The 26,258-nt window shown below is 22.6% G+C and carries 20 protein-coding genes, 1 other RNA gene and 2 pseudogenes; 13 read left to right on the forward strand and 10 right to left on the reverse strand.

Annotated features, from left to right (window positions below):
* The first annotated feature begins 78 nt into the window (after nt 1-78).
* Complete coding sequence (locus tag AB4W62_RS00815) at nt 79-819, forward strand: DUF2076 domain-containing protein (RefSeq protein ID WP_367680060.1); 741 nt, start codon at nt 79-81, stop codon at nt 817-819.
* A gap of 150 nt (nt 820-969) precedes the next feature.
* Here AB4W62_RS00815 and AB4W62_RS00820 read toward each other — a convergent pair whose 3' ends face one another.
* Complete coding sequence (locus tag AB4W62_RS00820; protein ID WP_367680061.1) at nt 970-1,572, reverse strand: peroxiredoxin C; 603 nt, start codon at nt 1,570-1,572, stop codon at nt 970-972.
* Nucleotides 1,573-1,894: 322 nt separating this feature from the next.
* On the opposite strand from AB4W62_RS00820, the gene ung reads away from it, so the two are divergent.
* Nucleotides 1,895-2,527: a uracil-DNA glycosylase gene (ung, locus tag AB4W62_RS00825; RefSeq protein WP_367680062.1), complete on the forward strand. Its 633-nt coding sequence runs from the start codon at nt 1,895-1,897 to the stop codon at nt 2,525-2,527.
* A gap of 19 nt (nt 2,528-2,546) precedes the next feature.
* Here ung and grpE read toward each other — a convergent pair whose 3' ends face one another.
* Nucleotides 2,547-3,083, reverse strand: a complete 537-nt coding sequence (gene grpE / locus AB4W62_RS00830; RefSeq protein WP_367680063.1) for a nucleotide exchange factor GrpE — start codon at nt 3,081-3,083, stop codon at nt 2,547-2,549.
* Nucleotides 3,084-3,406: 323 nt separating this feature from the next.
* Nucleotides 3,407-3,771: a transfer-messenger RNA gene (ssrA, locus tag AB4W62_RS00835) on the reverse strand.
* A 164-nt stretch (nt 3,772-3,935) separates the two neighbouring features.
* Between ssrA and grxD the strand changes: the two genes are divergently transcribed.
* Complete coding sequence (gene grxD / locus AB4W62_RS00840) at nt 3,936-4,253, forward strand: Grx4 family monothiol glutaredoxin (protein ID WP_367680064.1); 318 nt, start codon at nt 3,936-3,938, stop codon at nt 4,251-4,253.
* Nucleotides 4,254-4,305: 52 nt separating this feature from the next.
* Here grxD and rnt read toward each other — a convergent pair whose 3' ends face one another.
* Nucleotides 4,306-4,968: a ribonuclease T gene (rnt, locus tag AB4W62_RS00845; protein WP_367680065.1), complete on the reverse strand. Its 663-nt coding sequence runs from the start codon at nt 4,966-4,968 to the stop codon at nt 4,306-4,308.
* A gap of 252 nt (nt 4,969-5,220) precedes the next feature.
* On the opposite strand from rnt, the gene AB4W62_RS00850 reads away from it, so the two are divergent.
* The 4 genes from AB4W62_RS00850 to ychF all read left to right on the forward strand — a co-directional run bounded on the left by AB4W62_RS00850 (nt 5,221) and on the right by ychF (nt 7,672).
* Nucleotides 5,221-5,841 carry a Fe-Mn family superoxide dismutase gene (locus tag AB4W62_RS00850; protein ID WP_367680066.1) on the forward strand — a complete coding sequence of 207 codons (621 nt, stop codon included), beginning with the start codon at nt 5,221-5,223 and terminating at the stop codon, nt 5,839-5,841.
* Between the two features lie 94 nt (nt 5,842-5,935).
* Nucleotides 5,936-6,082, forward strand: coding sequence for a hypothetical protein (locus AB4W62_RS00855; protein ID WP_367680067.1), 147 nt, complete (start codon nt 5,936-5,938; stop codon nt 6,080-6,082).
* Complete coding sequence (gene pth / locus AB4W62_RS00860; protein WP_367680133.1) at nt 6,079-6,495, forward strand: aminoacyl-tRNA hydrolase; 417 nt, start codon at nt 6,079-6,081, stop codon at nt 6,493-6,495. The genes AB4W62_RS00855 and pth overlap by 4 nt, the downstream gene beginning before the upstream one ends.
* Nucleotides 6,496-6,574: 79 nt before the next feature.
* A complete protein-coding gene (gene ychF, locus AB4W62_RS00865; RefSeq protein ID WP_367680068.1) occupies nt 6,575-7,672 on the forward strand; it encodes a redox-regulated ATPase YchF in 1,098 nt (365 codons plus the stop codon).
* A 66-nt stretch (nt 7,673-7,738) separates the two neighbouring features.
* On the opposite strand, the gene thrC is transcribed toward ychF, so the two are convergent.
* The 3 genes from thrC to thrA are packed head-to-tail and all read right to left on the reverse strand — an operon-like array spanning nt 7,739 to nt 12,425.
* On the reverse strand, nt 7,739-9,028 hold the full coding sequence (gene thrC, locus AB4W62_RS00870) for a threonine synthase (RefSeq protein WP_367680069.1): 1,290 nt from the start codon (nt 9,026-9,028) through the stop codon (nt 7,739-7,741).
* A gap of 3 nt (nt 9,029-9,031) precedes the next feature.
* On the reverse strand, nt 9,032-9,961 hold the full coding sequence (thrB, locus tag AB4W62_RS00875; RefSeq protein ID WP_367680070.1) for a homoserine kinase: 930 nt from the start codon (nt 9,959-9,961) through the stop codon (nt 9,032-9,034).
* Between the two features lies 1 nt (nt 9,962).
* Nucleotides 9,963-12,425, reverse strand: a complete 2,463-nt coding sequence (gene thrA / locus AB4W62_RS00880; protein ID WP_367680071.1) for a bifunctional aspartate kinase/homoserine dehydrogenase I — start codon at nt 12,423-12,425, stop codon at nt 9,963-9,965.
* A 413-nt stretch (nt 12,426-12,838) separates the two neighbouring features.
* On the opposite strand from thrA, the gene hpt reads away from it, so the two are divergent.
* Nucleotides 12,839-13,369, forward strand: coding sequence for a hypoxanthine phosphoribosyltransferase (gene hpt, locus AB4W62_RS00885; RefSeq protein WP_367680072.1), 531 nt, complete (start codon nt 12,839-12,841; stop codon nt 13,367-13,369).
* Nucleotides 13,370-13,452: 83 nt separating this feature from the next.
* Here the strand turns inward: hpt and pcnB are convergent, their stop codons facing one another.
* Entirely contained in the window at nt 13,453-14,628 is a 1,176-nt protein-coding gene (gene pcnB, locus AB4W62_RS00890; RefSeq protein ID WP_367680073.1) for a polynucleotide adenylyltransferase PcnB, read from the reverse strand.
* A gap of 144 nt (nt 14,629-14,772) precedes the next feature.
* Nucleotides 14,773-15,225 carry an RNA polymerase-binding protein DksA gene (gene dksA, locus AB4W62_RS00895; protein WP_367680074.1) on the reverse strand — a complete coding sequence of 151 codons (453 nt, stop codon included), beginning with the start codon at nt 15,223-15,225 and terminating at the stop codon, nt 14,773-14,775.
* A gap of 332 nt (nt 15,226-15,557) precedes the next feature.
* On the opposite strand from dksA, the gene truA reads away from it, so the two are divergent.
* The 5 genes and pseudogenes from truA (at nt 15,558) to lpdA (ending at nt 25,311) form a co-directional block, all read left to right on the forward strand.
* A complete protein-coding gene (gene truA, locus AB4W62_RS00900) occupies nt 15,558-16,325 on the forward strand; it encodes a tRNA pseudouridine(38-40) synthase TruA (RefSeq protein ID WP_367680075.1) in 768 nt (255 codons plus the stop codon).
* A 632-nt stretch (nt 16,326-16,957) separates the two neighbouring features.
* Nucleotides 16,958-19,435 (forward strand): annotated as a pseudogene (secA, locus tag AB4W62_RS00905) (preprotein translocase subunit SecA); the annotation flags it as partial.
* Nucleotides 19,436-19,840: 405 nt separating this feature from the next.
* Nucleotides 19,841-22,504: a pyruvate dehydrogenase (acetyl-transferring), homodimeric type gene (gene aceE, locus AB4W62_RS00910; protein ID WP_367680076.1), complete on the forward strand. Its 2,664-nt coding sequence runs from the start codon at nt 19,841-19,843 to the stop codon at nt 22,502-22,504.
* Between the two features lie 24 nt (nt 22,505-22,528).
* Nucleotides 22,529-23,752: a 2-oxo acid dehydrogenase subunit E2 gene (locus tag AB4W62_RS00915; protein ID WP_367680077.1), complete on the forward strand. Its 1,224-nt coding sequence runs from the start codon at nt 22,529-22,531 to the stop codon at nt 23,750-23,752.
* Nucleotides 23,753-23,892: 140 nt separating this feature from the next.
* Nucleotides 23,893-25,311, forward strand: coding sequence for a dihydrolipoyl dehydrogenase (lpdA, locus tag AB4W62_RS00920; RefSeq protein WP_367680078.1), 1,419 nt, complete (start codon nt 23,893-23,895; stop codon nt 25,309-25,311).
* 182 nt (nt 25,312-25,493) lie between these two features.
* Here lpdA and AB4W62_RS00925 read toward each other — a convergent pair.
* Nucleotides 25,494-26,194 (reverse strand): annotated as a pseudogene (locus tag AB4W62_RS00925) (5'-methylthioadenosine/adenosylhomocysteine nucleosidase).
* Nucleotides 26,195-26,258: the final 64 nt, after the last annotated feature.

Raw genomic sequence — 26,258 nt, forward strand, 5'->3', positions numbered from 1 at the left:
AGTATATGTGATACTGTTTATTAGTTTTTTAATTTTAGTTGTATTTACTTTAGGAATATTAAATAGAGAACTAATTTTATGCAAAAAGAAGAAAAAATATTAATTGAAAATTTATTCAAAAAAATAAAAAAAGTAGAAAGTCAATCTAGTCAAAAAGATTTATTTGCTGAAAAGTTAATAAAAAATATGTTGGAAAAACAACCAAATTCTGCTTATTACTTAACTCAAGTAGTGTTAATACAAGAATTAGCTATTAAAAAGATGAATCAAGAAATTCAATCGTTAAATTATAAAATTCAAGAACAAGAAAAAGAAAATAAGTATAAAGCTAAAAGTTTTTTATTTGGTTGTTTTGATTTTTTAAAAGATAAAAAAGATGATCTTAAGAAAAAAAACAAAAATTTTTCATCAGATACTGTAGATAAAAAAGAAAAATTTTCTACTATGGAACAAGAGGAAAAAAATTTTTCTGAATCTAAAAAAAATACAAGTACAAATAGTTTTCTTTCAAATGCTGTTCAAACAGCAGTTGGTGTAGCTAGTGGAATCGTAATAGGAAACGTTTTAACTAACTTATTTAAACATGAATCAATAAAAGATGAATCAATGAATGATATTAATTCTTCAGAATCAGTATTAGATCCAGATATGTCTAATAATTATATTAATAGTAATGATGAAGAAAAGAATCAAGATTATTATAATATAAACGAAAATTATGAAAATAATGAAAAAAAATTTTTAGATAATGATAATAGTAATTGTAAAGATATTGGTTATGAAGAAAATTATTATGAAGATGATGACAATTTTATTTAATAAAATAATACTTTTTTAAAAATTTTTTTAATAAATTTCAGAATACACTTTTTAAAGATTTTTAGAAAAATAGTGTATTCTGAATGAATAAGAGACTAATAATTTTTTTTAACTTTTATTTTAAATAATAATTTTTGTTATTTATTTAAATTACAAATCTTTTAAATGATCTCTAAAGTAATTTCGAACACCGTCAGGAGATGGAGTCATAGCAGGTTTTCCCTGTTTCCAATTAGCTGGACATACTTCTCCATTTTTTTCATGAAATTGTAAAGCATCTATAGTTCTAATCATATCTTTTATATTTCTACCTAAAGGTAGATCATTTACTACTTGATGACGTACACAAAATTTTTTATCGATTAAAAAAGATGCTCTTAATGCTACTCCAAGAGTAGGATGTACTATTCCATAAGATTTTTGTATTTCTTGCTTAACATCTGAAACCATAATAAATTTTATGTTTCCGATTCCACCTTCATTAATTGGAGTTTTTCTCCATGCATTATGAACAAAAACAGAGTCTATAGATACACCGACTAATTCTACTTTTCTTTCTTTAAAAGAGTCATAAAGATTATTAAATGCAATGATTTCAGAGGGACATACGAAAGTAAAGTCCATAGGCCAGAAAAATAAAACTGTTATTTTTCCGGAAACATAATTCTGAAAATTAAAATTTTCAATTATTTCATCATTTTTTAAAATTGCTGGAGCAATAAAATTCGGTGCTGGCAAGCTTACTAAAACCATTCATTTCTCCTAATTTAATATAAAAATTATTAAATATTTTTTAATAGTTTATAACATATTTTATATATGTAAATTAAAAGTTGTTTAAAATGATTAATTAAAAATTACTAATTTAACTTATTAAAAATTTATTTTATTAATGAAATTTTTATTTATTAATAAAAAAATTATAATTTTTGATAGACAAAGATTTTTTTTTAGTATGAAATAGATAATTTATAATTATTAATTATATGTTAGGAAAGATAATGAAAGAAAATAAAAAATTTAGTTGGAAATACTTTTTACATCAAGAAAAAAAAAAAAATACTTCATAAAATTAATGAAATTTATTTCTCAAGAAAGAGAAATAAAAAATATTTTTCCCGAACAAAAAAAAGTATTTAGATCTTTATTTTTAACATCTTTTAAAAATTTAAAAGTGGTTATTTTAGGACAAGATCCGTATCATAATAAAAATCAAGCAGATGGACTTGCCTTTTCTGTTTCTTGTGGAAATAAAATTCCTCCTTCTTTAAAAAATATATTTAGAGAATTATCTTGTGATTTAAAAGACGTTTTAATTGCAAAAAATAATGGTTCTTTAGAAAATTGGGCTAATCAAGGGGTTTTATTATTAAATACAATTTTAACAGTAGAAGAGAATAAACCAGGTTCTCATAAAGGAATAGGATGGGAAAAATTTACTGATTTAGTAATTTCTATTATTAGTAAGCATAAATTAGGAGTGGTTTTTTTACTTTGGGGACTATATGCTCAAAAAAAAATTTCTCAAATTAACCTTCAAAAACATTATGTACTACAAACATCCCATCCCTCTCCATTTTCAGTAAATAGAGGATTCATAGGTTGTAAACATTTTTCAAAAACCAATAGAATTCTACTTTCTAAAGGAGAAAAACCTATTGATTGGTCTATTCTCCCATTCAAGTATTCAAAAAAAACATTGTATTAAATTATAAAAAAATTTTTTATTAATTTTTTGAAATTTCGACTAAAGCTTTTCTTAATTTTTTTCCGTCTAAGGTATAACCTTTTTTAATAATAGAAGTTATAATACCAATTTCAGTTGATTTATTTTTTTTTTCGGATATTTTTATATGAAATTTAGAATTAAATTTTTGATTAATTTTTCCTTCTTCTTTAATTCCAAAGTTATTTATTGTTTTCAAAAAAGATTTTAAAGTTATTAAAATCCCTTCAGTAATATTTTTATCATTTAATAAATTTAAATCATTTAATATTTCTTCTGCACTATCTACAACTGTTAGTAATTTAAGAGAAAATTCTTTTTTTATATCTGATCGAATAGTATTTATTTCTTTTTCAGAATTTTTTTTAAAATTTTCTATTTTAGCTTGTTCGCGTAATTGAATATCTATATTTTTTTTTTGAATTTCTAGTATCTTTTTCTTAAAATTATTAATAATTTCTTGTTTTATTTTTTTATTTTTTTTTAAAATATTATTAATATTCTGAATATTCAATTCATTTTTATTTAAATTTTTCATTTTTTATTTTTAGTTGACCGTTTTTTTAAAATAATTTTTCCTATAAAAAATTTGAGATATATCTAATAAAAAACTTTTTAAGGTAAAAATTTAAAGAAATCAGATAATACATTAAATATGTTTATAATAAACAATATTTTTCTTTAAAATAAATATTTTTTTTTAATTTTTATTTGTATTAACATTTTTAATGTTATTAACAATAAATTAATTTTTTTGTATAACGTTATTTAACTAATAAAGTATTATTTTTAATGTTTAAAAAGAGTATTTTGATTCTTTTTTTTATTTAATAAAAAAAAAAGTATTTTTTAATGATTTCTTTGGAGCTGGCGGGATTCGAACCCGCGTCCAAAATTTTTACGACATCAGAAACTACATGTTTATTCTATTTATAAAATAATTTTTAATTTTGAATAGACACAAAATTAAAATTTTGCTTAATTAAGTTATACATAAAAGTATTAAGCAAAACTTTTTATGTAATCTCTTTTGGAATTATCTTTCTATTTATCAAAATATAAAGAGAAAAAAATTTTGAAAGAAAGGCTTTAAAACAGTTTATTAAGCTGCTAAAGCGTAATTTTCTTTTTTTGCAACTATTTTTTTTGGTTTTTTAACGAGGCAAACCAACCCTCGACATGCTCTTCAGTTTTCAATAATTTTGTCAAATCCATAAATCAGCCCCCATACTTGCAAGTGAGATATACTACTTGATTTTACTTTAAAAGTCGAAACATTTTTAAAAAAAATTTTAAAAATTTTATTTTTATAAAATACTATTTTAAAAATTTTATTAATGATAGAATACTTATTAAGTAAAATCACTTATATAATAAATAAAAAAAACTTATGGATGCAATTAATAAAATTAAATCTCAAATAAAAGAGAATTCTATAGTATTATATATGAAGGGAACCCCTACTAAACCCAGTTGTGGATTTTCTTCTAAAGCTTCGGAAATTTTATTAAAATGTAAGAAAAAATTTTTATACGTAGATGTATTAGAAAATCCAGATATTAGAAGTGCTTTACCAGAGTTTTCTAATTGGCCAACCTTTCCTCAATTATGGATTAATGAAACCCTAATAGGAGGTTGTAGCATTATCGTAAAAATGTTTGAAAGTGGTGAACTTCAAAAATTAATTAATAATACAGATAAGCAATAAAAATTATTCTTTAATTTTTTTAAATATATTTATTAATTTATAAAGATTATTATTATTTTATAATAGGGGTGTTAGTTTCAGTATTTATAGGAGGCCATCCTCCTAAACGCTTCCATCTATTAACTAATTCACAAAATAAATTAGCTGTTTGGATAGTATCATATTCTGCAGAATGAGCTTGATTGTTATCAAAAGTTATTCCTGCTATTTTACACGCTTTGGCAAGTACAGTTTGTCCTAAAACTAATCCGCTTAATGCAGCGGTGTCAAATGTAGCAAATGGATGAAATGGATTTTTTTTAAAATTTGCTCTTTTTGATGCGGCCATCAAAAAGTTATGATCAAAATTAGCATTGTGAGCAACAATAATTGCTCTTGAACAATTTTTAGTTTTTATTCCCTTTCTTACTATTTTAAATATTGTTTTTAGAGCTATTTTTTCAGTTACAGCACCTCTTAAAGGGTTAAAAGGATCAATTTTATTAAAAGCTAAAGCTTCTGATTGAATATTAGAACCTTTAAAAGGTTCAATGTTAAAATGGATAGTTTGTTCTTTTTCAAGCCATCCCTCTGTATTCATAGATAGAGTAACCATAGCAATTTCTAATATTGCATCTTTTTTAGGATTAAATCCTGCTGTTTCTAAATCTATGACGACAGGATAAAAACTGCGAAATCTATTATGAAGAGAATTTAATTCTTTATTTACAAACATATTTTGATTATCTCATTATTAATAAATTTATCTTTCTTACATAAACATAAAAAAATTAAGAAAAATTATGATTTTTATTTTTAAAATTAACATTTTTTTATATTATATCAATAATATTTTTTTTAAAAGATCAATTTTTAAAGAAAAAATCAATAAAAATTTTTTAATAGAAGTAATATATAAAATATGTTATAATTTTCGAAAAAAAAAAAATTTAATATTTATTCTTTTTAATTTTTAATGGTGAAAAAAATGAGTTATAAATTACCAAAATTATTATATTCATACGATAGTTTAGAGCCTTATATTGATAAAGAAACAATGGAAATACATCATACTAGACACCATCAGACTTATATAGATAACGTAAATAGAATTTTAGCAAATACTTGTTATTTAACATATTCAGCAAGTGAATTAATTAAAAATTTACAAACAATAGATATAGAAGAAAAAGAAAGTTTAAAAAATAACTTAGGAGGACATATTAATCATAGTTTATTTTGGCTAAATTTAAAATTAGGTACTAAACTTAATGGAAATCTTAAATTGGCTATAAAAAAACAATTTTCTTCTTTTGAAAATTTCGTTAGTTTGTTTGAAGAAGCTGCATTAAAACATTTTGGATCTGGATGGATATGGTTAATAAATAGTTTAGGAAAACTAAAAATAGTAACTACTATAAATCAAAACAATCCCTTAATGGGAGAAAAAATTAATGGTTTTTTTGGCAATCCTATAATTTGTTTAGATATATGGGAACATGCTTATTATTTAAAATATAAAAATAGAAGAATAGAATATATAAAATCGTATTGGAATATTGTAAATTGGGAAGAAGCAGAGCGTCGTTTTTTATTAAAAAATATTTAAACAATATTTTTAAAAGTATTTTTACTATACTATTAAAAATATATTTTAATAAAACCAAATATTCTGGTATTGAATTAAATTTTAAGGAAATGTTTTGAACAGTTGTAAAATTTTAGTGGGTCTTGGAAATCCAATATCTAAGTATAATGGTACTAGACATAATATTGGTTCTCAATGTATTCAGTGGATAGCTAATTACTATTCTATAAAATTAAAATTAAAAAAAAAATTGGTTATATAGGCGTATATAACCAGATGTATTTATTAATTCCAAATACGTTTATAAATATTTGCGGAAGTTCAATTTTTTCTGCTTTGCGTATATATAATATTAAAATTAAAGATATGTTAATTTTTCATGATGAATTAGATTTATCAATAGGTGATGTTCGATTTAAGAATGGAATTGGACATAACGGGCATAATGGTCTTAGAAATATAATTAAAAATATAGGTTCAGGAAATATTTTTAAACGTATAGCTATTGGTATAGGAAGACCTTTAGAAAGATCAGAAATAGTCGAATACGTATTGTCAAAGTTTACTTATATAGAAAAAAATAAAATTTATGAATCGATAAAATCAATTATTTATAATTTAAATCAATTAAAAAAAAATTGGAATAGTTTTTCCATCAATAGAAATCTAAATTAAAAAAATAATGTTTTTATTTTTTTTTAAAAAAGTAATAAAAAATAAAAATTTTTCAAATAAATATTTAACTAGAGGAAAAATGAGTGTGAAATGTGGTCTCATTGGTCTTCCTAATGTAGGTAAGTCTACGTTATTTAACCTTTTAACTAAATCGAATATTCCGGCGGAAAATTATCCTTTTTGTACTATTCATCCAAATATAGGAATTTCTCCTGTTATTGATAATCGATTACTAAAAATTGCAAAAATAGCTAATTCAAAAAAAATAATTTATACATATATAAAGTTTGTTGATATAGCGGGATTAGTTAAAGGAGCATCGAAAGGAGAAGGATTAGGAAATCAATTTTTAAGCCATATAAAAGAAATTGATGCTATTATCCATGTTGTTCGTTGTTTTGAAAATAAAAATATTATTCATGTGCATAACTCAATAAATCCTATTTATGATATAGAAGTAATAAATACTGAATTAGCTCTATCAGATTTAAACTTTTGTGAAAAAAATATACTAAACATCAAAAAGCAAGAAAAAAAAAATAATTTTAAAGATACGAAAAAAGTATTTTTTTTAAAAAAATGTATTCAATATTTAGAAAAATTTTGTACTTTAAGAAATATGAGTTTGAGTATAGAAGAAAAAAACTATGCCAAAGAATTTAAATTTCTTACTCTAAAACCAATTATGTATGTTGCAAATATAGATAATTCTTTTAAAAGTAATGAGATATATAAAAAAATAAAAGATTACTTGAAAAAAGAAAAAATTATATCTATTCCTATATCATTATCTAACGATAAAAAACCAGAGGATGGAAATTTATTAAAAAATAGTTTAAAAAACAAAACTATTAATTATTTAGATCAAAAAAAAAATATTTTGAGTAATATTATAGATATAAGTTTAAATTTATTAAAATTACATACATTTTTTACTGTTGGTCCAAAAGAATCGAGAGCATGGATTATTAAAAAAAATACTACTGTTATTAATGCAGCTAAAAAAATTCATTCTGATTTAAAAAAAGGATTTATTAGAGCAAAAGTTATGTCATATCTTGATTTTATAAGTTTTAAAGGAGAAAAAAACGTAAAATCCGCAGGTAAATTTAGAAGTGAAGGAAAAAATTATATTGTTAATGATGCAGATATTTTACAAATATTATTTAAAGTATAAAAATTTTTATTTAAAATTAAATTTTTTATTAGAGGAATTTTCCCCTCTAATAAAATCGAAAAGAAATCATTTTTCTAATAAAAATTTTCTTAACTTAAAAAAGTTTGGACGCATGTTATGTGATAACGAAGGAAGTTTATATCTATTTTCTAATACTTTTGGAAGTAAAATCTCTTTTTTTAAAATTTTTTCAATTGTTTGTTTAAATTTTGCCGGGTGTGCTGTTCCTAAAAATAATCCGAATTCATTTGGTTTTATTTTTTGTTTTAATAATTTATAAGCAATAGCAGCATGAGGTTCGGAATCATAACCTAATTTTGATAACTCTTTTAGAGTTGCAACAGTTTCATTGTCAGAAACGCTTCCAAATCCTAATTCTTTTAAATCCCATTTTTTTCTTCTAAATAACTCTTCAACTCTAGGCCAATTATTTGGTCTACTGATATCCATAGCATTAGATATAGTTGAAATGGTATTTTTTGGTTCCCAAATTCCATTTTTAAGAAATCTAGGCACCGTATCATTAGAATTAGTAGCTGCTATAAATGATTTGATAGGCAGTCCTAATGATTTTGCTAACAACCCAGCTGTTAAATTTCCAAAATTTCCGCAAGGTACAGAAATGACTAATTTGATATTTTTTTGTTTTGGAATTAAAGCAAATGCTTCAAAATAGTAGCAAATTTGAGCTAATAATCTGCTTATATTTATTGAATTAGCTGAATTTAACCCTGTAATTGTTTTTAGTTCTTGATCATTAAATGCTTGTTTGACTAAAGCTTGACATTCATCGAAACTACCATTTATAGCAATAGTTGTTATATTTTCTCCAAGAGTACAGAATAATTTTTCTTGTAATTCACTTATTTTACCCTTTGGATAAAGAATGACTACTTTTACGTTTTTCATTTTATAAAAAGCATGAGCTACTGCTGCTCCAGTATCTCCTGACGTTGCTGTTAAAATAGTAACTATTTCATTTTTGTTATTTAAATGAGATAACATTTGAGCCATAAAACGAGCACCAAAATCTTTAAATGCTAAAGTTGGACCATGAAATAATTCCAAACATGCTATATTACTAGTAACTTGTACTATTTTAGGTCCTGAAAATAAAAATGCTTTTTTAATTCTTTTTTCTAATTCTATTGGTTTTATTTCATTTTTAATAAATTTAGAAAGAATTTTACTACTTCTAGAGATAAAATTCATTTTTAGCAGTGCAGATAATTTTTCTTTTTTAATGATGGGTAAGTCTTTGGGAAAAAATAAGCCTTGTTGACTACCTAATCCTAATTTAACTGCTTTTGAAAATTTTACTTTTTCAGTATGATCTTTTAGATTATATAGTTTCATTTCTTACCTTATTATTCGAGTTCCTATTGAGTCTAATTTACAAATATGTACAAATCCTTCATCATTTTTTAGATAATTTTTAGATAGCCAATAAGCTATTTTTTTTGCAATAGAAATATTTTCAGAAATTGCAAATAACGTAGGTCCTGATCCAGAAATTCCAAAACTAATAGCACCTATATTTTTTACATTTTTTTTTATATATAAAAAATTAGGTAATGAATTAATTCGATATGGTTCAGCAATAAGATCAATCATTAATTTTGCTGCTAATTCTTCCTGTCCGCTATGAGATGCATGAATAAATCCTGCAAGGTTTTGACTGTGTTTTATACATATTTTTTTTTCATACATTTTAGGTAAAATTTTTCTTGCTTTTTCTGTAGGTATTTTTACTCCTGGCCATGCAACAATCCAAAACCATTTTTTAAAGTAAGGAATAGATTGACTAATAATATTATTATTCTCAATAACTAGTTGTAATCCTCCTAAATAGCAAGGAGCTACATTATCATAATGTATGCTACCCGAAATTTTACCTTCTAATTTTCCCATTAAAATTAATAATTCTTTAGAAGTTAAAGGGTTATTACAAAATTTATTCATAGCAACTAATGTTGATACAATAGAACAAGCACTAGATCCTAAACCTGATCCAATAGGCATATTTTTTTCTAATGTAATACTAAAAAAAATTTTTAAATTAGTTATTTTTTTAAAATAACTCCAACATTTCCATGCTATATTATCTTCAATATTTTTGGGTAGTTGATTAGAAAACTTTCCTTGATTTATTAATTTAAATTTTTTAGAAGATTTAATAATTACACAATCTCCAAGTAAAGAACCATCGATTGGTGCTAGAGCTGCGCCTAATATGTCAAAACCTACTCCTACGTTACCAATAGAAGCAGGAGAATAAATTTTTATCATTTTATGTTCCTAAATTATATGATAATGTTCGTAATAAATCAGAAAACACTCCAGCTGCAGTAACATTATTCCCAGCACCATATCCTTTTAATACTAATGGATTTGGTTGATAATATTGAGTATAAAAAGCAAGTGCATTCTCTCCATTTTTAATGGAATATAACGGATCACTTTTTCCTATTTTTTGAATTTTAACTTTACATTTTCCATTTTTTTCTATTATACCAACAAAACGAAGAATTTTATTTTCTTTTTTTGCTTCAAATATTCGCTTAAAAAATAGAATGTCTAATTTTTTTAGTTCAATAAAAAAATCGTTTAAGTTTAAGTTAAAATTAAAATTTTTTGGTAAAAGCGATTCAATTTCAATATCAGATAATTCTAAATTATGGCCAACTTCTCGAGCTAGAATTAATAATTTTCTTGCTACATCGATTCCTGATAGATCATCTTGAGGATGAGGTTCTGTAAATCCTAATTCTTTTGCCATTATAGTAGCTTTAGATAAAGAAATACCTTGTTCTAATTTTCCAAATATAAACGATAATGAACCAGATAAAATACCTCTAAATTGAATTAATTTATCTCCAGAATTAAGTAAATTTTGAAAATTTTCTATGACTGGTAAACCTGCTCCAACATTTGTTTCGTATAAAAATTTTAAATCGTATTTCTTAGCAGTTAATCGGATATTTTGATAAAGTTGGTTACAACAGGTATTAGCTTTTTTGTTTGAAGCAACTATATGTACATGATGTAAAAGGATATTAACATATTCTTTTGCTATTTCTTCGCTAGAAGTACAGTCTATAAATACAGGATTTATAAATTTGTTATTTTTAATTTTTTCTAATAAGTTATTTAAGTTAAATGAAGATTTACTTTTTTGAAATTCTTTTACCCAATTATTTAAATTTATTCCCTTTTCATTAAAAATTGTTTTTTTACTATTAGAAATTGAACATAATTTAATATGTATATTTTTATGTTGTAATATTTTTTGTTGTTTTTTTAATTGATTAAGTAACGTGTTTCCTACACCTCCAATACCTACTAAAAAAACTTCAATAATTTTATAGTTTTTATTAAATAAAGAATGATGTATATTTTGTATGGTTTCAATTACATCAGATTTTTTTATTACTATAGAAATAGAATTTTGGGATAAATTCTTTGAAATTGCTAAAATGTTCACCTTATTTTTTTGTAATCCTAAAAAAATATTTAAATAAATATTTTTTTTCAATTGAAATTTATTTCCTATTATAGAAATAATAGCCGTATTTTTTATTACTTTAATAGGGTTAATTAACGTATTTTTTAATTCAATCGAAAGTTCATTTTTTAAAATTTCAAAAGTTTTTTCTAATTCGTTATCAGAAATACAGATATCAAGATTTCCATTAGAATAATTTTGTAATATTAAAATAGGAGATATTTTTTTTTGAGATATTTTTGAAAAAATTTTTCTTGTTAAGTTATATGTTGCTATTTTTTCTGATCCAGAAATACTAAACATTGTTATATTGTTAAGAGAAGTTACTCCCTTTATACTGGGAATGCTTTCTTCAGAAAAATTTTTGATTATTGTCCCTTCTTCATTTTGATTTAAAGTATTTTTAATAATACACGGAATATTAAATTTAGATAAGGGAGAAATAGTTTTCGGATGTAAAACAGTAGCACCTAAATTTGATAGTTCCATAGCTTCTGAGTATGTTAAAAATTTTAATAGTTTAGCATCTTGCACAATTTTAGGATCTGCAGTAAAAACTCCATCTACATCAGTCCAAATTTCACAATATTTTGCTTCTAGGCAAACAGATAAAATAGCTGCTGAATAATCAGATCCATTTCTTCCTAATGCTACTAATCTTTTTTCTTTGTTTCCAGCTATAAATCCAGCCATAAGAATTATATTTTTTTTAGGAATTTTTAATTCTTTTATTTTATTTTTCGATTTATCAATATCAATGGTTGCATTTAGATTATCCCCTATTCCTATTAAGGTTTTAACAGGATCAATAACTGTAACTTTATAATTTTCAGATTTTAAAATAGAATTCATTATAAGAATAGAAAATATTTCTCCACGACTAATAATAATAGGAGTTAAGTAACCAGGGCATTGATTTAGTGAAGATACGGTATTTAATGCGGTTTTTAACTTTATTATTTCTTTTTCTATTTCTTTTTTTAATTCTTCAAAAATTTTTGGTGATAACTTTTTTTTTAGTTCAAATAAAAATTTATTGATGATTGATTCAATTAAATGCAATTGAACTAAATTTTTTTTTATTTTAGCAATTTGAATTGATTCAACTAAGTAGTTTGTTATTTTTTCTGGAGCTGATAACACAACGCTTATTTGTTCATTTCTAATTTTTTCTTTAATAATGTTTTTAACAATGAAAAATTTTTTTACATTACTTAAAGATGTTCCACCAAACTTTAACACTCTCATAATTTAAATTCTCCCAAATTTGTGTAATAAATTTACACTGAATTAAGGTAAAATATTATACAAATAAGTTATTTTATGACATATATATTTATATAGTAATAAATTTTATATTTATGTTGAAATTAAAAAAAATAATTCAATTAAGAACGATTTTTTCTAATTTTTTATTATTGTATATAGTATAGCATATGTTTTTATTTCAGACTTTATAGTCTATTTATGAATTAATAAAAAATGTGAATAAGTAATTAATATTTTTAAAAAGAACAATTCTTTTTATATTAATTTTTTAATTAAAAATTTATTTAAATATATTAAAAATAAAATGTTTAATCAGTTAGATTAAAATCTGTTAATAGTTTTTCATAAAAGATGATAAAGTAGTATTTTTATTTTAAATTTTAATAAATTTTATGAAACATAGTATTGAAAAGATTATCTCTGAAAGCCAAATTCATTCTAGAATAAATGAATTAGGTAAAGAAATTAGTTTTTTTTATCGAAATAGCAATAAAAATATGATATTAATAGGTTTATTAAGAGGTTCTTTTATTTTTATGGCAGATTTATGTAGAAGAATAACTTTAGCCCATGAAGTGGATTTCATGACAATATCTAGTTATGGAAAAAAAACGTTTTCTAGTAAAGAGATTAAAATATTAAAAGATCTTGATGAAAACATTTTCAACAAGGATGTACTAATTATAGAAGATATTGTAGATTCTGGACATACTTTAAGTAAAGTATTAGAAATTTTAAATTTACGCCATCCAAGATCTTTATCAATATGTACTTTATTAGATAAACCAGAATGTAGAGAAGTAAATATTCCTATTAATTATGTAGGTTTCTCTATTCCAGATGAATTTATAGCTGGATATGGAATTGATTACGCACAATGTTATCGTCATTTACCATATATAGGAAAAATTATATTTTTTTAGTTTTTTTTATGTAAAGTTATGTATTTAATATTTTTTATAAAAAATATATATTTTTTGTATTAAAAAAAAATTTTTTGATCAAATTAAAACGACTTATTGTTTATTTTTATATTTATTATTTTTTTTCTTAAAAAGAAAAAATTTTTTATTAAAAAATAAATATTTTTATTTAGTTTTTTTTTAATTAAGTTTTTTTGAATATTAAATTCAAGTTGATACTTCCAAATATTTTTAATTATTAGAAAATTTTTTCTAGATATATATATATATTTTGATGTTTTATTAATAGTTTTTTGTATTGATTTTTTAAATGCTGTACGAAAAGAAATTTTTTCTTGTTTTTTAATTTTTAAAGCGAAGTCCAATAACGGATACCAAAGAATTGTAGAAAATAAAAAAGAAATTTCAGATTTCTTTTTTTTTAAATTTAATTTTTCTGATATTTTTATAGCTTCAATAGTAATTAGATGAATCATATTCAATGTTTTTTGACTATAATATGAATATGGAAATGATATTATTTTTTTAAAAAAATTATATTTTTCTAATTTTTTATAAATTTTCTCTCCATATTCATTAATTAATATTTTAATAATTTCATTTAATAATCTAGTTTTTGAAACATTTTTTAATAAAATTATTAATTTTTTTATAGGTTTTTCTGTATTTTTTTCTATTTTCATTTCTAATTTAACTGAAAAATATACTACTCTTAATATCCTTATAGGATCTTCTTGATACCTTGTTTCTGCATTTCCAATAATTCGAATAATTTTTTTTTTAAAATCATAAAATCCGTTTACATAATCTCTTAAACTACGATTAAATATATCATAATATAAAGAATTAATAGTTATATCTCTATTTATAGCATCTTCTTCTATTTTTCCGAAATTATTATCAGTTAATAACATTTTATTATTATTTTTTTTTCTTTTACAAGGTATATTTTTTTTATTTTTATATTTTTTCCGAAAAGTGGAGACTTCTATAATTTCAGATGTAAAAAATATATGAACAATTAAAAATCTTTTTCCTATTAATCTACAGTTATTAAATATTTTTTTTAGTTCTTTGGGTTTTGCATTGGTAGCAATATCAAAATCTTTTGGTTTTTTTTTAAGCAGTAAATCTCGTATACTTCCTCCAACTAAATAGGCTTGATAGCCTAATTTATTTAATCTATAAAGAACTTTTAATGCATTCTTACTAATTTTTTTATGTGATAAATTATATTTATTTTTATTTATTATAATCATAATATGATTTTTTCGTTTATTTTTTTTTGTATTTATAAATTTTAATAAAAAATATATATTTTATGATTTTTTATATTTTTTACAAATAATAAAAATTAGTAAAACAAGATACTTGTTTTACTAATTTTTTAGTAAATTCATTTTTTAACCAATCATTTGTTTTTCTCGGATTTCTGCTAGTGTTTTACAATCAATACATAAACTGGCTGTTGGATAAACTTCTAATCTACGTATCCCTATTTCAATTCCACATGTTTCACAATATCCAAAATCATTAGATATAATTTTTTTTATAGTTCTTTCTATTTTTTTTAATAGTTTATGTTCTCTATGTCGATTTCTTAAAAGAATATTAAACTCTTCTTCTTGGGTAGCTCTATCAATTGGATCAGGAAAATTAGTATTTTCATTGCACATATTATAAATAGTAGATCGGACCTCTTTTTTTAATGAATCTCTAAATGCATTGAGAATTTTTTTAAAATGATTTATTTGATTAATATTCATATATATTTCATTTTTTTTTTTTATATATGGTTTTATTTTGGAAAAGTTTAAAATATTTAGAGATGATTGATTTTTTTTTTCTTTATTCATAGTTTTTCCATTATAGTACTTTACGGTTTATCCCTTAGTTTGAATGTTAATTTTTTATAAAATTAAAAAACTTATAATTTTATTTATCAATTAAAATTGAAATTATGATATAAATTTAATTTATATTTATTTTATTTTTTTAATTTTAAATATTTTTTTATTTAAAAAAATTAAATATTTTTATGTTTACTTTTAGAATTTAAAATATAATAACAAATTATAATTTATTGATATTATTAATCAAGAAATTATATTAAAATTTTTTATCGATATAAGTTTTATTTATTTATATTTTTTTAAAAAAATAAGGAGAAAATTTTATAAATTTTGCAATGGGAATTGAATATAATGGAGAAATGTTTCACGGATGGCAAATTCAAAAAAAAATAATTACTGTTCAGGAAACAGTAGAAAAAGCATTAAGTATGATAGCTAATCATCCGGTATCTGTTGTTTCTGCAGGAAGAACTGATTCTGGAGTACATAGTTTAGGTCAGGTTATTAATTTTCATACTTCAGCTATTAGGAAAGATTTCTCTTGGATAGCAGGAGTAAATTCATACCTTCCTAAAGATATAAATGCTAGATGGATTAAATTAGTACCTGATTTCTTTAATGCTCGATATCATGCTACATCTCGTTTATATAGATATATAATTTTAAATTCTAAATTTCGATCTGCTTTATTTTTTAATTTTTCGACACATGTTCATCAATATATAAATGTTAAAAAAATGCATATAGCCAGTCAATATTTATTAGGAGAACATGATTTTTCTTCTTTTAGGTCTAGTTCATGTCAATCGTTAACTCCTATTAAAAAAGTATATAGTATAAAAGTTTTTAAAAAAAAATCATTTATAATAATTGAAATAAAAGCTAATTCTTTTTTGCATCACATGGTTCGAAATATAGCAGGTTCTTTATTAGAAATTGGGAAATCCAAACGAAAAATTAGTTGGTTGAATCAAATATTGCAAAGAAAAAATAGAATTTTTTGTGGCCCCATGCTTCCAGCAAAAGGATTATATTTAGTTTATGTAAACTATCCTATTTTTTTTAAAATACCTAAAATTATTAATAAAAGTTTCATAATTTAATTTTTTATAAGTCTCGTGCTTAGTTTTTTAAAAAGTACGAGTTAATTAGTTAAATTTTATTTTTTTATTTAAAAATGTAAATTTTTTATATGCAAAAAAAATTAATTGGTTTTTTTGAAAAAATAGTAAATAATTTTTAAATAAAAAAATTATTGTTAACAATAAATATCAATTAATTTTTTACAAAAATTATTTAACCAATGTTTAATATTTTTATTAAAATTTATTAAAATAATTTTTTTTACATATTTTAAAAAAATAGTTTTTTTAAAAAAAATTTTAATAGCTTTATTTTCTATACAAATATTTTTAAGAAGAATAGATATATTTTTTTATAAAATATGAAAAGGTATAAAAAAAAATATTTTAAAAAAATGTAAAATACTTAAAAAATAAACATATTCAAAATATTGAAACTATATTAAAATTTTTACGAAAATTAAAAAAATGTAATAGTTGAAAAAGTTAATAATTTATATATTCGTTATGTTTAACTTTAGTAAAAAATTTATTTTAAAAACATAGTTAAACAGAAAAATAAATTCTTAGATTTGATGGTTATTAATAAAAAATTTTTAATGATAGAATATCTTAATATAGTAATTACATTATTTATATAAGAGATTGTTAGCATGTTAATTAATTTATTCAATAAAATATTCAGTACTCAAAGCAATAAAATTTTAAATTCAATGAAAAAAACAGTACAAATTATTAATTCAATGGAATCAAAGTTTAGAAATTTTTCTAATGAAAAGTTAAAATTAAAAACATATGAGTTTAAAAAATATTTAAAAAGAAATGGAAATTTAGAAAATTTAATTCCAGAAGCATTTGCAACTGTACGAGAAGCTAGTAGACGAATTTTAAATATGAGACATTATGATGTTCAAATTTTAGGAGGTTTAATACTACATAAACAATGCATTGCTGAAATGCAAACAGGAGAAGGAAAAACATTAACTTCTACTTTACCTATGTATTTAAACGCTTTAAAAGGAAAAGGATTTCATTTAGTTACTATGAATGATTATCTTTCGCAAAGAGATGCAAGAAAAAATAAGTTTTTATTTGAGTTTTTAGGTTTAAGTGTGGGGATAAATTTATCCGGTATGTCTTCAAAATTAAAAAGAAAAGCATATTTTTCAGATATTACTTATGGAACTAATAATGAATTTGGATTTGATTATCTTAGAGATAATATGGTGTTTGATTGTAAAGAACGAGTACAGCGCGGATTGTATTATGCTTTAATAGATGAAGTTGATTCTATTTTAATTGATGAGGCAAGAACTCCCTTAATTATATCAGGAGTAGAAGAAGAAAATCTAGACATATATTCTAAAATTAATAAAATTATTTTTTACATGAAAGAAAAAAATAAAAAAGATTTTGATTTTTTTAAAGGAAATAAATATTTTTTAGTGGATGAGAAATCAAAACAAATACATTTAACTGAAATAGGATTAAAAAAAGTTGAAGATTTATTAGTTAGTCATAAGTTAATTGATATAAATTCTTCGTTATATACGGTAAAAAATATAACTTTAACGGAATATATTAATAATGCATTAAAGGCAAATATATTATATAAAAAAAATGTTGATTATATTATCAAAAATAAAAAAGTTATAATAGTAGATGAACATACAGGAAGAATAATGCAAGGTAGAAGATGGTCGGATGGATTGCATCAAGCAATAGAAGCAAAGGAAAATCTAAAAGTTCAAAATGAGAATCAAACTCTAGCATCTATTACTTTTCAAAATTATTTTAAATTATATAAAAAATTATCAGGTATGACGGGGACAGCAGCAACAGAAGCTTCTGAATTTAATTCTATTTATAACTTAAAAACAGTTAGTATTCCTACTAATAAACCTATGATTAGAAAAGACTATGCTGATTTAATATATTTAACTGAAAAAGAAAAAATTAATTCTATAATTTTTGACATACAAAGAAATATTTTAAAAAAAAAACCAGTATTAGTAGGTACTACTTCTATTGAAAAATCTGAAATTATTTCTAATAAATTAAAAAATTTAGGAATTAAACATAATGTTTTAAATGCTAAGTTTCATTCTCAGGAAGCAAATATTATAGAAGAAGCAGGAAGACCAGAAACTGTTACTATTGCAACTAATATGGCAGGCAGAGGAACAGATATTGTTTTAGGTGGAAGTTTTAATAAAAAATATAGTAAAAATAAGAAATTTTTTTTGTATAAAAAAAATTGGAAAAAATTAAATAAAACAGTAGTTAAAGCAGGCGGTTTGCATGTTATTGGAACAGAAAGGCATGAATCTAGAAGAGTTGACAATCAACTTAGAGGTAGGTCAGGAAGACAAGGAGATCCAGGTTCTTCTCAGTTCTATTTATCCATGGAAGATTCTTTAATACGTGTTTTTTCTTCAAAAGGAATAATTAATACGTTAAAAACATTAGGTATAAAGGAAAATGAAGCAATCCAACATAAATGGATTACGATTGCTATTTCTAATGCTCAGAAACGAGTTGAATATAGAAATTTTGAAATTCGAAAACAGTTATTAGAGTATGACGATATTATTAATAATCAACGAAAGTCAATTTATTTTCAGAGAAATTCATTGTTAACTATTAAAAAAGTTAGTGAAAATATTCTTTTATTTATAACAGATATACTAAAAAAAATTATTAATAAATATGTTCCTGAAAAGTTTTCTTCTAATTCTTGGAATTTAGTAGGCTTAGAAAGACAATTAAAAACAGATTTTAATCTAACATTATTAATTTCAGAGCGAATAAATTTAATAAGATCATTACATCAACATAAAAAATTAACTGAATATATAATAACTAAAGTTAAAAGTTGTTATTTATTGAAAAAAAAAATTATTGGTTTTAAAAAAATGCAGGAAATAGAAAAATCAGTAGTTTTACATAATTTAGATTTTTTTTGGAAAGAACATTTATTGAATATGGAATATTTAAGAAAAGGTATACATCTTAGAGGCTATGCTCAAAAAGATCCTAAATTAGAGTATAAACGAGAATCTTTTAAAATGTTTTTTAAAATGATCGAAATTATTAAATATGAAGTTGTTATTAATTTATTTAATCTCAATTGCTAAATAACTTTTTTACAAAAAATTTTTTAAAAAAAATATTTTTTTTAAATGATAGAAATTTTTTCTATATATATAATTTTTTGTTAGCATTAACATTTTTTAAAAATATATTTTTCTTATCCTAGTAAAAAATATATATATTTAATAAATATATTTTTTAAAGAAATTAATTTTAATTAATTAAAAAAATACTTTTCATAAAAGTGGTTTTTTAATTAATTAAAATTAATTTTTAAAAAAAATAAAATTTTTATTTTTTTATGATTTATTTTGAATTAAATTTTAAAAAATAAAAAATTAATGGTAATCAGAATTAATTTCGTTAAATTTATTGAAAAAAAATGTAAGTATATTAATTTGTAATATATAAAAAATATGTTTCATACATAAGGAATTTTATTTATGCCAAAATATTTAAATAAAGATGTGGATCCTATTGAAACAAAAGATTGGATAGAAGCAATTCAATCAGTAATTGATTATGAAGGAATAGAGAGAGCAGAGTTTCTTATATCAGTAGTATTGCAAAAAATTTATAAAAAAAAATCTGATTTTTTAAATTTTAGTTATTTTCAAAATTATATAAATAGTATTTCAGTAGAAAAAGAACCTGAGTATACTGGTAACTTATTATTAGAAAAAAAAATATGTTCTTTTGTTCGTTGGAACGCAATCATTATGGTTTTACGTGCTTCTAAAAAAAATTTGGATTTAGGAGGACATTTATCATCTTTTCAATCATTTGCTACTGTTTATGAAGTTTGTTTTAATCATTTTTTTAAAGCGAAAAATGACTTTCATCCAGGAGATTTAATATATTTTCAAGGTCATGCATCTCCAGGAATATATGCTAGGGCTTTTTTAGAAGGGCGTATTTCGGAAGAACAAATGAATAATTTTAGACAAGAAGTAGATGGAATAGGATTATCTTCATATCCTCATCCTAAATTGATGCCTAATTTTTGGCAATTCCCTACGGTTTCTATGGGTTTAGGTCCTGTTTCAGCAATATATCAAGCTAAATTTTTAAGATATCTAAATAATAGAAACTTAAAAGATACTAGAAATCAAACGGTGTATGCTTTTCTAGGCGATGGGGAAATGGATGAACCTGAATCAAAAGGTGCTATAACCATAGCAGCTCGAGAAAAATTAGATAATTTAATTTTTATAATTAATTGTAATTTACAGAGATTAGATGGTCCAGTTATGGGTAACGGAAAAATTATACATGAATTAGAAAATATTTTTTCCGGAGCTGGATGGAAGGTAATAAAAGTAATATGGGGTAGTCGTTGGGATCCACTATTAAAAAAAGATTTTTCCGGAAAATTAATTCAATTAATGAATGAAACTGTTGATGGAAATTATCAAACTTTTAAGTCAAAAAATGGTGCTTATATACGAAAAAATTTCTTTGAAAGATATGAGGAAACTAAAGAATTAGTAAAAAATATGACAGATGAAGAAATTTGGTCATTAAATAGAGGAGGACATGATCCTAAGAAAATTTATGCTGCCTTAAAGTTAGCAAAAGAAAAAGATGGTAGACCAATAGTAATATTGTTTCATACTATTAAAGGCTATGGAATGGGAAAAGTAGCAGAAGGAAAAAATATTGCTCATCAGATAAAAAAAATAAAAATTTCGGACTTACAATATATTAGAGATCGGTTTAATATTCCTGTTAAAGATGAACAAATTTCAGAATTACCTTATGTTACTTTAAAAAAATCTTCAGAAGAGTATAATTATTTACATTATCAACGAAAAAAGTTGGGAGGATATTTACCTTTACGAAGTGCAAAATTTGAGAAGATTTTTGAAATTCCTTTATTAAGTGATTTTTCTTCGTTATTAGAAAAACAAAATAAAAAAATTTCTACTACTGTTACATTTGTTCGATTTTTAAATATCATGTTAAGAAATACTAAAATAAAAGATTTTTTAGTTCCTATTGTTGCAGACGAAGCAAGAACGTTTGGAATGGAAAGTTTATTTAGAAAAATAGGTATTTATAATATAAAAGGTCAAAAATATATTCCTCAAGATTCAGAACAACTTTTATATTATAAAGAAAAAGAAAATGGTCAAATTTTACAAGAAGGAATTAACGAATTAGGAGCTGGTGCTATATGGTTAGCAGCATCCACTTCATATAGTAGTAATAATTTTCCAATGATTCCATTTTACATTTTTTATTCTATGTTTGGATTTCAAAGAATAGGAGACTTATTTTGGGCAGCTGGAGATCAACAAGCAAGAGGATTTTTGATTGGAGCAACATCTGGTAGAACAACATTAAATGGAGAAGGTTTACAACATGAAGATGGGCATAGTCATATTTATTCTTTAACAGTACCTAATTGTATTTCTTATGATCCTGCTTATGCGTATGAGATAACTGTTATTATTCAAAATGGATTAAATAGAATGTATGGTAAAAAACAAGAAAATGTTTATTATTATATAACTACAATAAATGAAAGTTATGCTATGCCTGAAATGCCTAAAAATTCTGAAATAGGTATTATAAAAGGCATTTATAAACTTAAGAAGTCTGAATATAACAAATATAAAGTTCAATTAATGGGATCTGGAGCTCTTTTGCAAAGTGTCTGTGAAGCTGCAAAGATCTTATCTTCTCAATACTCAATATCATCGGATATTTATAGTGTAACTTCCTTTACTGAATTAGCAAGAGATGGTCAGGATTGTAAAAGATGGAATTTGTTACATCCAATGGAAAAACCTAAAATTCCCTATATTTCACAAATTATGAATTCTTCACCAGCTATTGCCTCAACTGATTATATGAAATTGTTTGCAGAACAAGTTAGAGCATATATTCCTACAAAATATTATTTTGTGTTAGGAACAGATGGTTATGGTCGTTCAGATAGTAGAAAAAAATTACGTTATTATTTTGAAGTAGACGCTCATTATATAGTAGTAGCAGCTTTAGGATTATTAGTTGAATGTGGATATTTTAAACCTAAAATAGTAAAAGAAGCTATTTCTAAGTTTGATATTAATATCAATAAAGTTAATCCTCGTTTAGCATAAAAGAATTAAAAAAGGATAATTAAAGTGAGTATCGAAGTTAAAATTCCAGATATTGGTCCAGATTTAGTAGAAGTTATTGAAATTTTAGTTAAAAAAAATGATAAAGTAAAAAAAGAACAAAGTTTAATTTTAGTTGAAGGTGAAAAAGCTTCCATGGAAATTCCTTCTCCAAATTCGGGTAAAATAAAAAAAATTTTTATTAATATAGGAGATAAAGTAAAGCATAATGATTTAATTTTGATTATGGAAGAAGTTAATGAGAAATTAAATTCCAATAATAAAGATTTTTCTAGTATTTTTAGAAAAAATAAAAAAAAAGATGTGATCTTAAACGATTTTAATTTTAAAAAAAATACTTCTTTTCATGCTTCTCCTTTAGTACGTCGTTTAGCAAGATTATCCAAAATAGACTTAAAAAATTTAGTAGGTTCGGGAAGAAATGGAAGAATCTTAAAGGAAGACCTTGAATTATATAAAAACAAAAAAAGTAAAGAAAAAAATTTTTTAAACTATAAAAATAAAAATGTTAATGATGTAATTAAAAATTATAAAAGTAATAATCGAGTAGAATTTACTAAAATTCAAGCTGCTTCTAGTTATAATTTACAAAAAAGTTGGAGCACTATTCCACATGTTACTCAATTTTATGAATCGGATATTACAGAACTTGAAAAATTTAGAAAAAAAATAAATATTATTAAAAATAATAAATCAAATAAACAGATAACGTTACTTTCTATTATTACTAAAATAGTTGGAAAATCATTAAAGAAATTTTCTCTTTTTAATACTTTTTTTTCTAATAAAGAAAACAGTTTTATTTTCAATGAGGAAATTAATATAGGAATAGCAGTAAATACTGAAAAAGGTTTAGTAGTGCCTGTTATAAAAGAAGTAAATAAAAAAGAATTATACGAACTATCATTTGAAATAAATCAAAAATGTACTGATGCAAGAAGTAATAAATTAACATTATTAGATTTTCAAGGAGGAAGTTTTACTATTTCAAGTTTAGGAAAATTAGGAGGAAAAGGTTTTACTCCTATAATAAATGCACCTCAAGTAGGAATTTTAGGCATTTCAAAAACAATAGTTAAACCTATATGGAAAAATAAAAATTTTTGTCCTTGTTTAGTGTTACCGTTTTCTTTATCTTATGATCATCGAATCATTGATGGAGTATATGGCGCTAATTTTATGAAATATATCAGTCAACTTTTATCCGATATAAAATTATTAATATTATAAATGTATAATAGTTTATTTGAAATAAATAATTATTTTTTTTAGTAAAAACAGTTATTTTTAAGTCAAACATCCATATTAAAAAAATAATATTATTTCTAATAATCAACATTATTTAAGAATATTTAGGAAATAAAATAAAAATGAGTATTAAAAGTATTAAAAGTAATAAAAGTGTTGTTGTAGTAGGAGCTGGCCCGGCTGGATATACAGCGGCTTTTCGTTGTGCAGATTTAGGAATAAAAACGATTCTGATAGAACGTTATTCAAATTTAGGAGGGGTTTGTTTAAATGTAGGCTGTATTCCTTCTAAAAGTTTATTGTATGTATCAAAAACTATTAGTCAAAGTAAAGCCTTATCTGAATATGGAATTACATTTTCTTTGCCAATAATAAATATAAAAAAATTAGTAAATTGGAAGAATCAAAATATAAAAAAATTGAATTTTGCATTAAGTCATATGGCTAAAAAAAGAGGAGTTAAAGTTATCACAGGTATTGCAAAATTTGTTTCAAATAATGAATTAATAGTTCATTCAGAAAAAGAAGATCATAAAATTAATTTTAATAATGTAATTATTGCAACAGGATCACAATCAGTTAAATTACCTTTTATTCCGTATGAAAATAAAAGAATTTGGACTTCTACAGAAGCACTATCTATTCCTTTTCTTCCTAAAAATTTATTGATTATTGGAGGAGGTATTATTGGTTTAGAAATGGCTACAATATATTATTCATTAGGTTCAAAAATTGATATTACCGATAATCATAATCAAATTCTTTCTACTGTTGATACAGATGTTATAAAAATATTTTTAAAATCTATTAAAAATAAATTTAATATTATGTTAGAAACTAATATTTTAGATATAAAAGAAGTAGAAAATGGAATTTCAGTAACAATAGATCAAAAAGGAATAGGAAAAAAAACAACGATATATGATGCTGTTTTAGTAGCCGTAGGTCGTTTACCAGCTACTGATGTATTAGAAATAGAAAAAGTTGGGATTGAAATAGATAACAAAGGATATATAAAGGTTGATAATCAATTAAAAACAAATATAGAAGGTATTTATGCTGTTGGTGATGTTACAGGACAACCCATGTTAGCACATAAAGGAATACATCAGGCTAAAATAGCAGCCGAAGTAATAGCAGAAAAAAAACATTTTTTTGATCCTCAGGTTATTCCAAACGTAGCATATACAGAACCAGAAATAGCTTGGACTGGTATTACTGAAAAAAATGCCAAACAGTTAAATATAAATTATAAAGTAGCTTTATTTCCTTGGAGTGCCTCAGGAAGAGCAATTGCATCTGATTGCGCTTCTTCGGGATTAACAAAATTAATTTTTAATAAAGATACTAAAAGATTGATAGGAGGAGTAATAATAGGCAGAAATGCTGGGGAATTATTATCCGAAATTAGTTTAGCTATTGAAATGGGATGTGATGCTCAAGACCTCTCGTTAACGATTCATGCGCATCCAACATTATCAGAAACAATTCCATTGGCAGCTGAAGTTTACGAAGGTACAATAACTGATTTAATGAATTAATATTAATATATATTTATAATTGCAATATTTTTATATTTTTAATAAGAGCTATTTGACCGACATATAGTTCTATTTTTTTTAAGAAAAGAACTATATGTTTTTAAAGTAAAAATTTAAAAAATAAACTATTAAAAAAATGTTTTTATAATTTTTTATATAAAAAAATTATAACTTTATTTTTTTTATAAATCACTTAAATTTTTTAGAATTTCTAAAATAATTAAATAGGATTTAAAAGAAATTAAATCTATGTTCTTTTTAAATTCTTCTTGAGAGTTTTTACTGGAACAATCAGATATAAATTTAATATTAATAAAAGGTATTGTAAAAATATAACAAACATGAGCAATAGCAGAAGCTTCCATATCTAGTGCAATAGCGGAAGGAAATATGCTTTTAATAAAATTTATTTTTTTTTTTTCTTTTAAAAAAGTATCTCCGGTTACTAGAGTTCCTAAAAAAAAAGAAAATTTTTTTTTAATACATGCTCGTATAGCAATTTCTTTTAAATAAGAATCAGAATTAAAAAAATTTGGGGAATTAGGTATTTTTCCAATAGGATAGTTAAAAGCAGTTAAATCGACGTCATAATAACATGTTTTTTTTGCAATGATTATATCAAATATTTTTATTTTTTTTTTAAAGAGCCAGAAGAACCTATATTAATAATAAAATTAATTTTATATGTTTGTAATAATAAGGTTGTAGCACAACTAGCATTAGTTTTTCCAATATTACATTGTAATAAAAAAAAATTTATTTTTTTAAAACTTCCTAGATAGAGAACATATTTTTTTAAATTAATTTTTTTGTATATGAATAATTTTTTTTTTATTTCATTTAATTCTTTTTTAATCGCAATAACAATTCCTATATTAAGCATAATATTTTTGTAAAATAAGTATTTATTTAATAATATTTATAATAGCAGTTCTTTTAGAAAAATA

Origin of the sequence: Buchnera aphidicola (Mindarus abietinus) (assembly GCF_964059085.1) — a bacterium.
Lineage (GTDB): Bacteria > Pseudomonadota > Gammaproteobacteria > Enterobacterales > Enterobacteriaceae > Buchnera_A > Buchnera_A aphidicola_C.

Coding starts and splice junctions, on each gene's coding strand:
- thrB (WP_367680070.1), bottom strand. CDS start 9,961: ATGATAAAAATTTATTCTCCTGCTTCTATTGGTAACGTAGGAGTAGGT.
- AB4W62_RS00850 (WP_367680066.1), top strand. CDS start 5,221: ATGAGTTATAAATTACCAAAATTATTATATTCATACGATAGTTTAGAG.
- rnt (WP_367680065.1), bottom strand. CDS start 4,968: ATGTTTGTAAATAAAGAATTAAATTCTCTTCATAATAGATTTCGCAGT.
- grxD (WP_367680064.1), top strand. CDS start 3,936: ATGGATGCAATTAATAAAATTAAATCTCAAATAAAAGAGAATTCTATA.
- ung (WP_367680062.1), top strand. CDS start 1,895: ATGAAATTTATTTCTCAAGAAAGAGAAATAAAAAATATTTTTCCCGAA.
- grpE (WP_367680063.1), bottom strand. CDS start 3,083: ATGAAAAATTTAAATAAAAATGAATTGAATATTCAGAATATTAATAAT.
- thrC (WP_367680069.1), bottom strand. CDS start 9,028: ATGAAACTATATAATCTAAAAGATCATACTGAAAAAGTAAAATTTTCA.
- ychF (WP_367680068.1), top strand. CDS start 6,575: ATGAGTGTGAAATGTGGTCTCATTGGTCTTCCTAATGTAGGTAAGTCT.
- truA (WP_367680075.1), top strand. CDS start 15,558: ATGGGAATTGAATATAATGGAGAAATGTTTCACGGATGGCAAATTCAA.
- dksA (WP_367680074.1), bottom strand. CDS start 15,225: ATGAATAAAGAAAAAAAAAATCAATCATCTCTAAATATTTTAAACTTT.
- lpdA (WP_367680078.1), top strand. CDS start 23,893: ATGAGTATTAAAAGTATTAAAAGTAATAAAAGTGTTGTTGTAGTAGGA.
- aceE (WP_367680076.1), top strand. CDS start 19,841: ATGCCAAAATATTTAAATAAAGATGTGGATCCTATTGAAACAAAAGAT.
- hpt (WP_367680072.1), top strand. CDS start 12,839: ATGAAACATAGTATTGAAAAGATTATCTCTGAAAGCCAAATTCATTCT.
- AB4W62_RS00815 (WP_367680060.1), top strand. CDS start 79: ATGCAAAAAGAAGAAAAAATATTAATTGAAAATTTATTCAAAAAAATA.
- AB4W62_RS00820 (WP_367680061.1), bottom strand. CDS start 1,572: ATGGTTTTAGTAAGCTTGCCAGCACCGAATTTTATTGCTCCAGCAATT.
- thrA (WP_367680071.1), bottom strand. CDS start 12,425: ATGAGAGTGTTAAAGTTTGGTGGAACATCTTTAAGTAATGTAAAAAAA.
- pcnB (WP_367680073.1), bottom strand. CDS start 14,628: ATGATTATAATAAATAAAAATAAATATAATTTATCACATAAAAAAATT.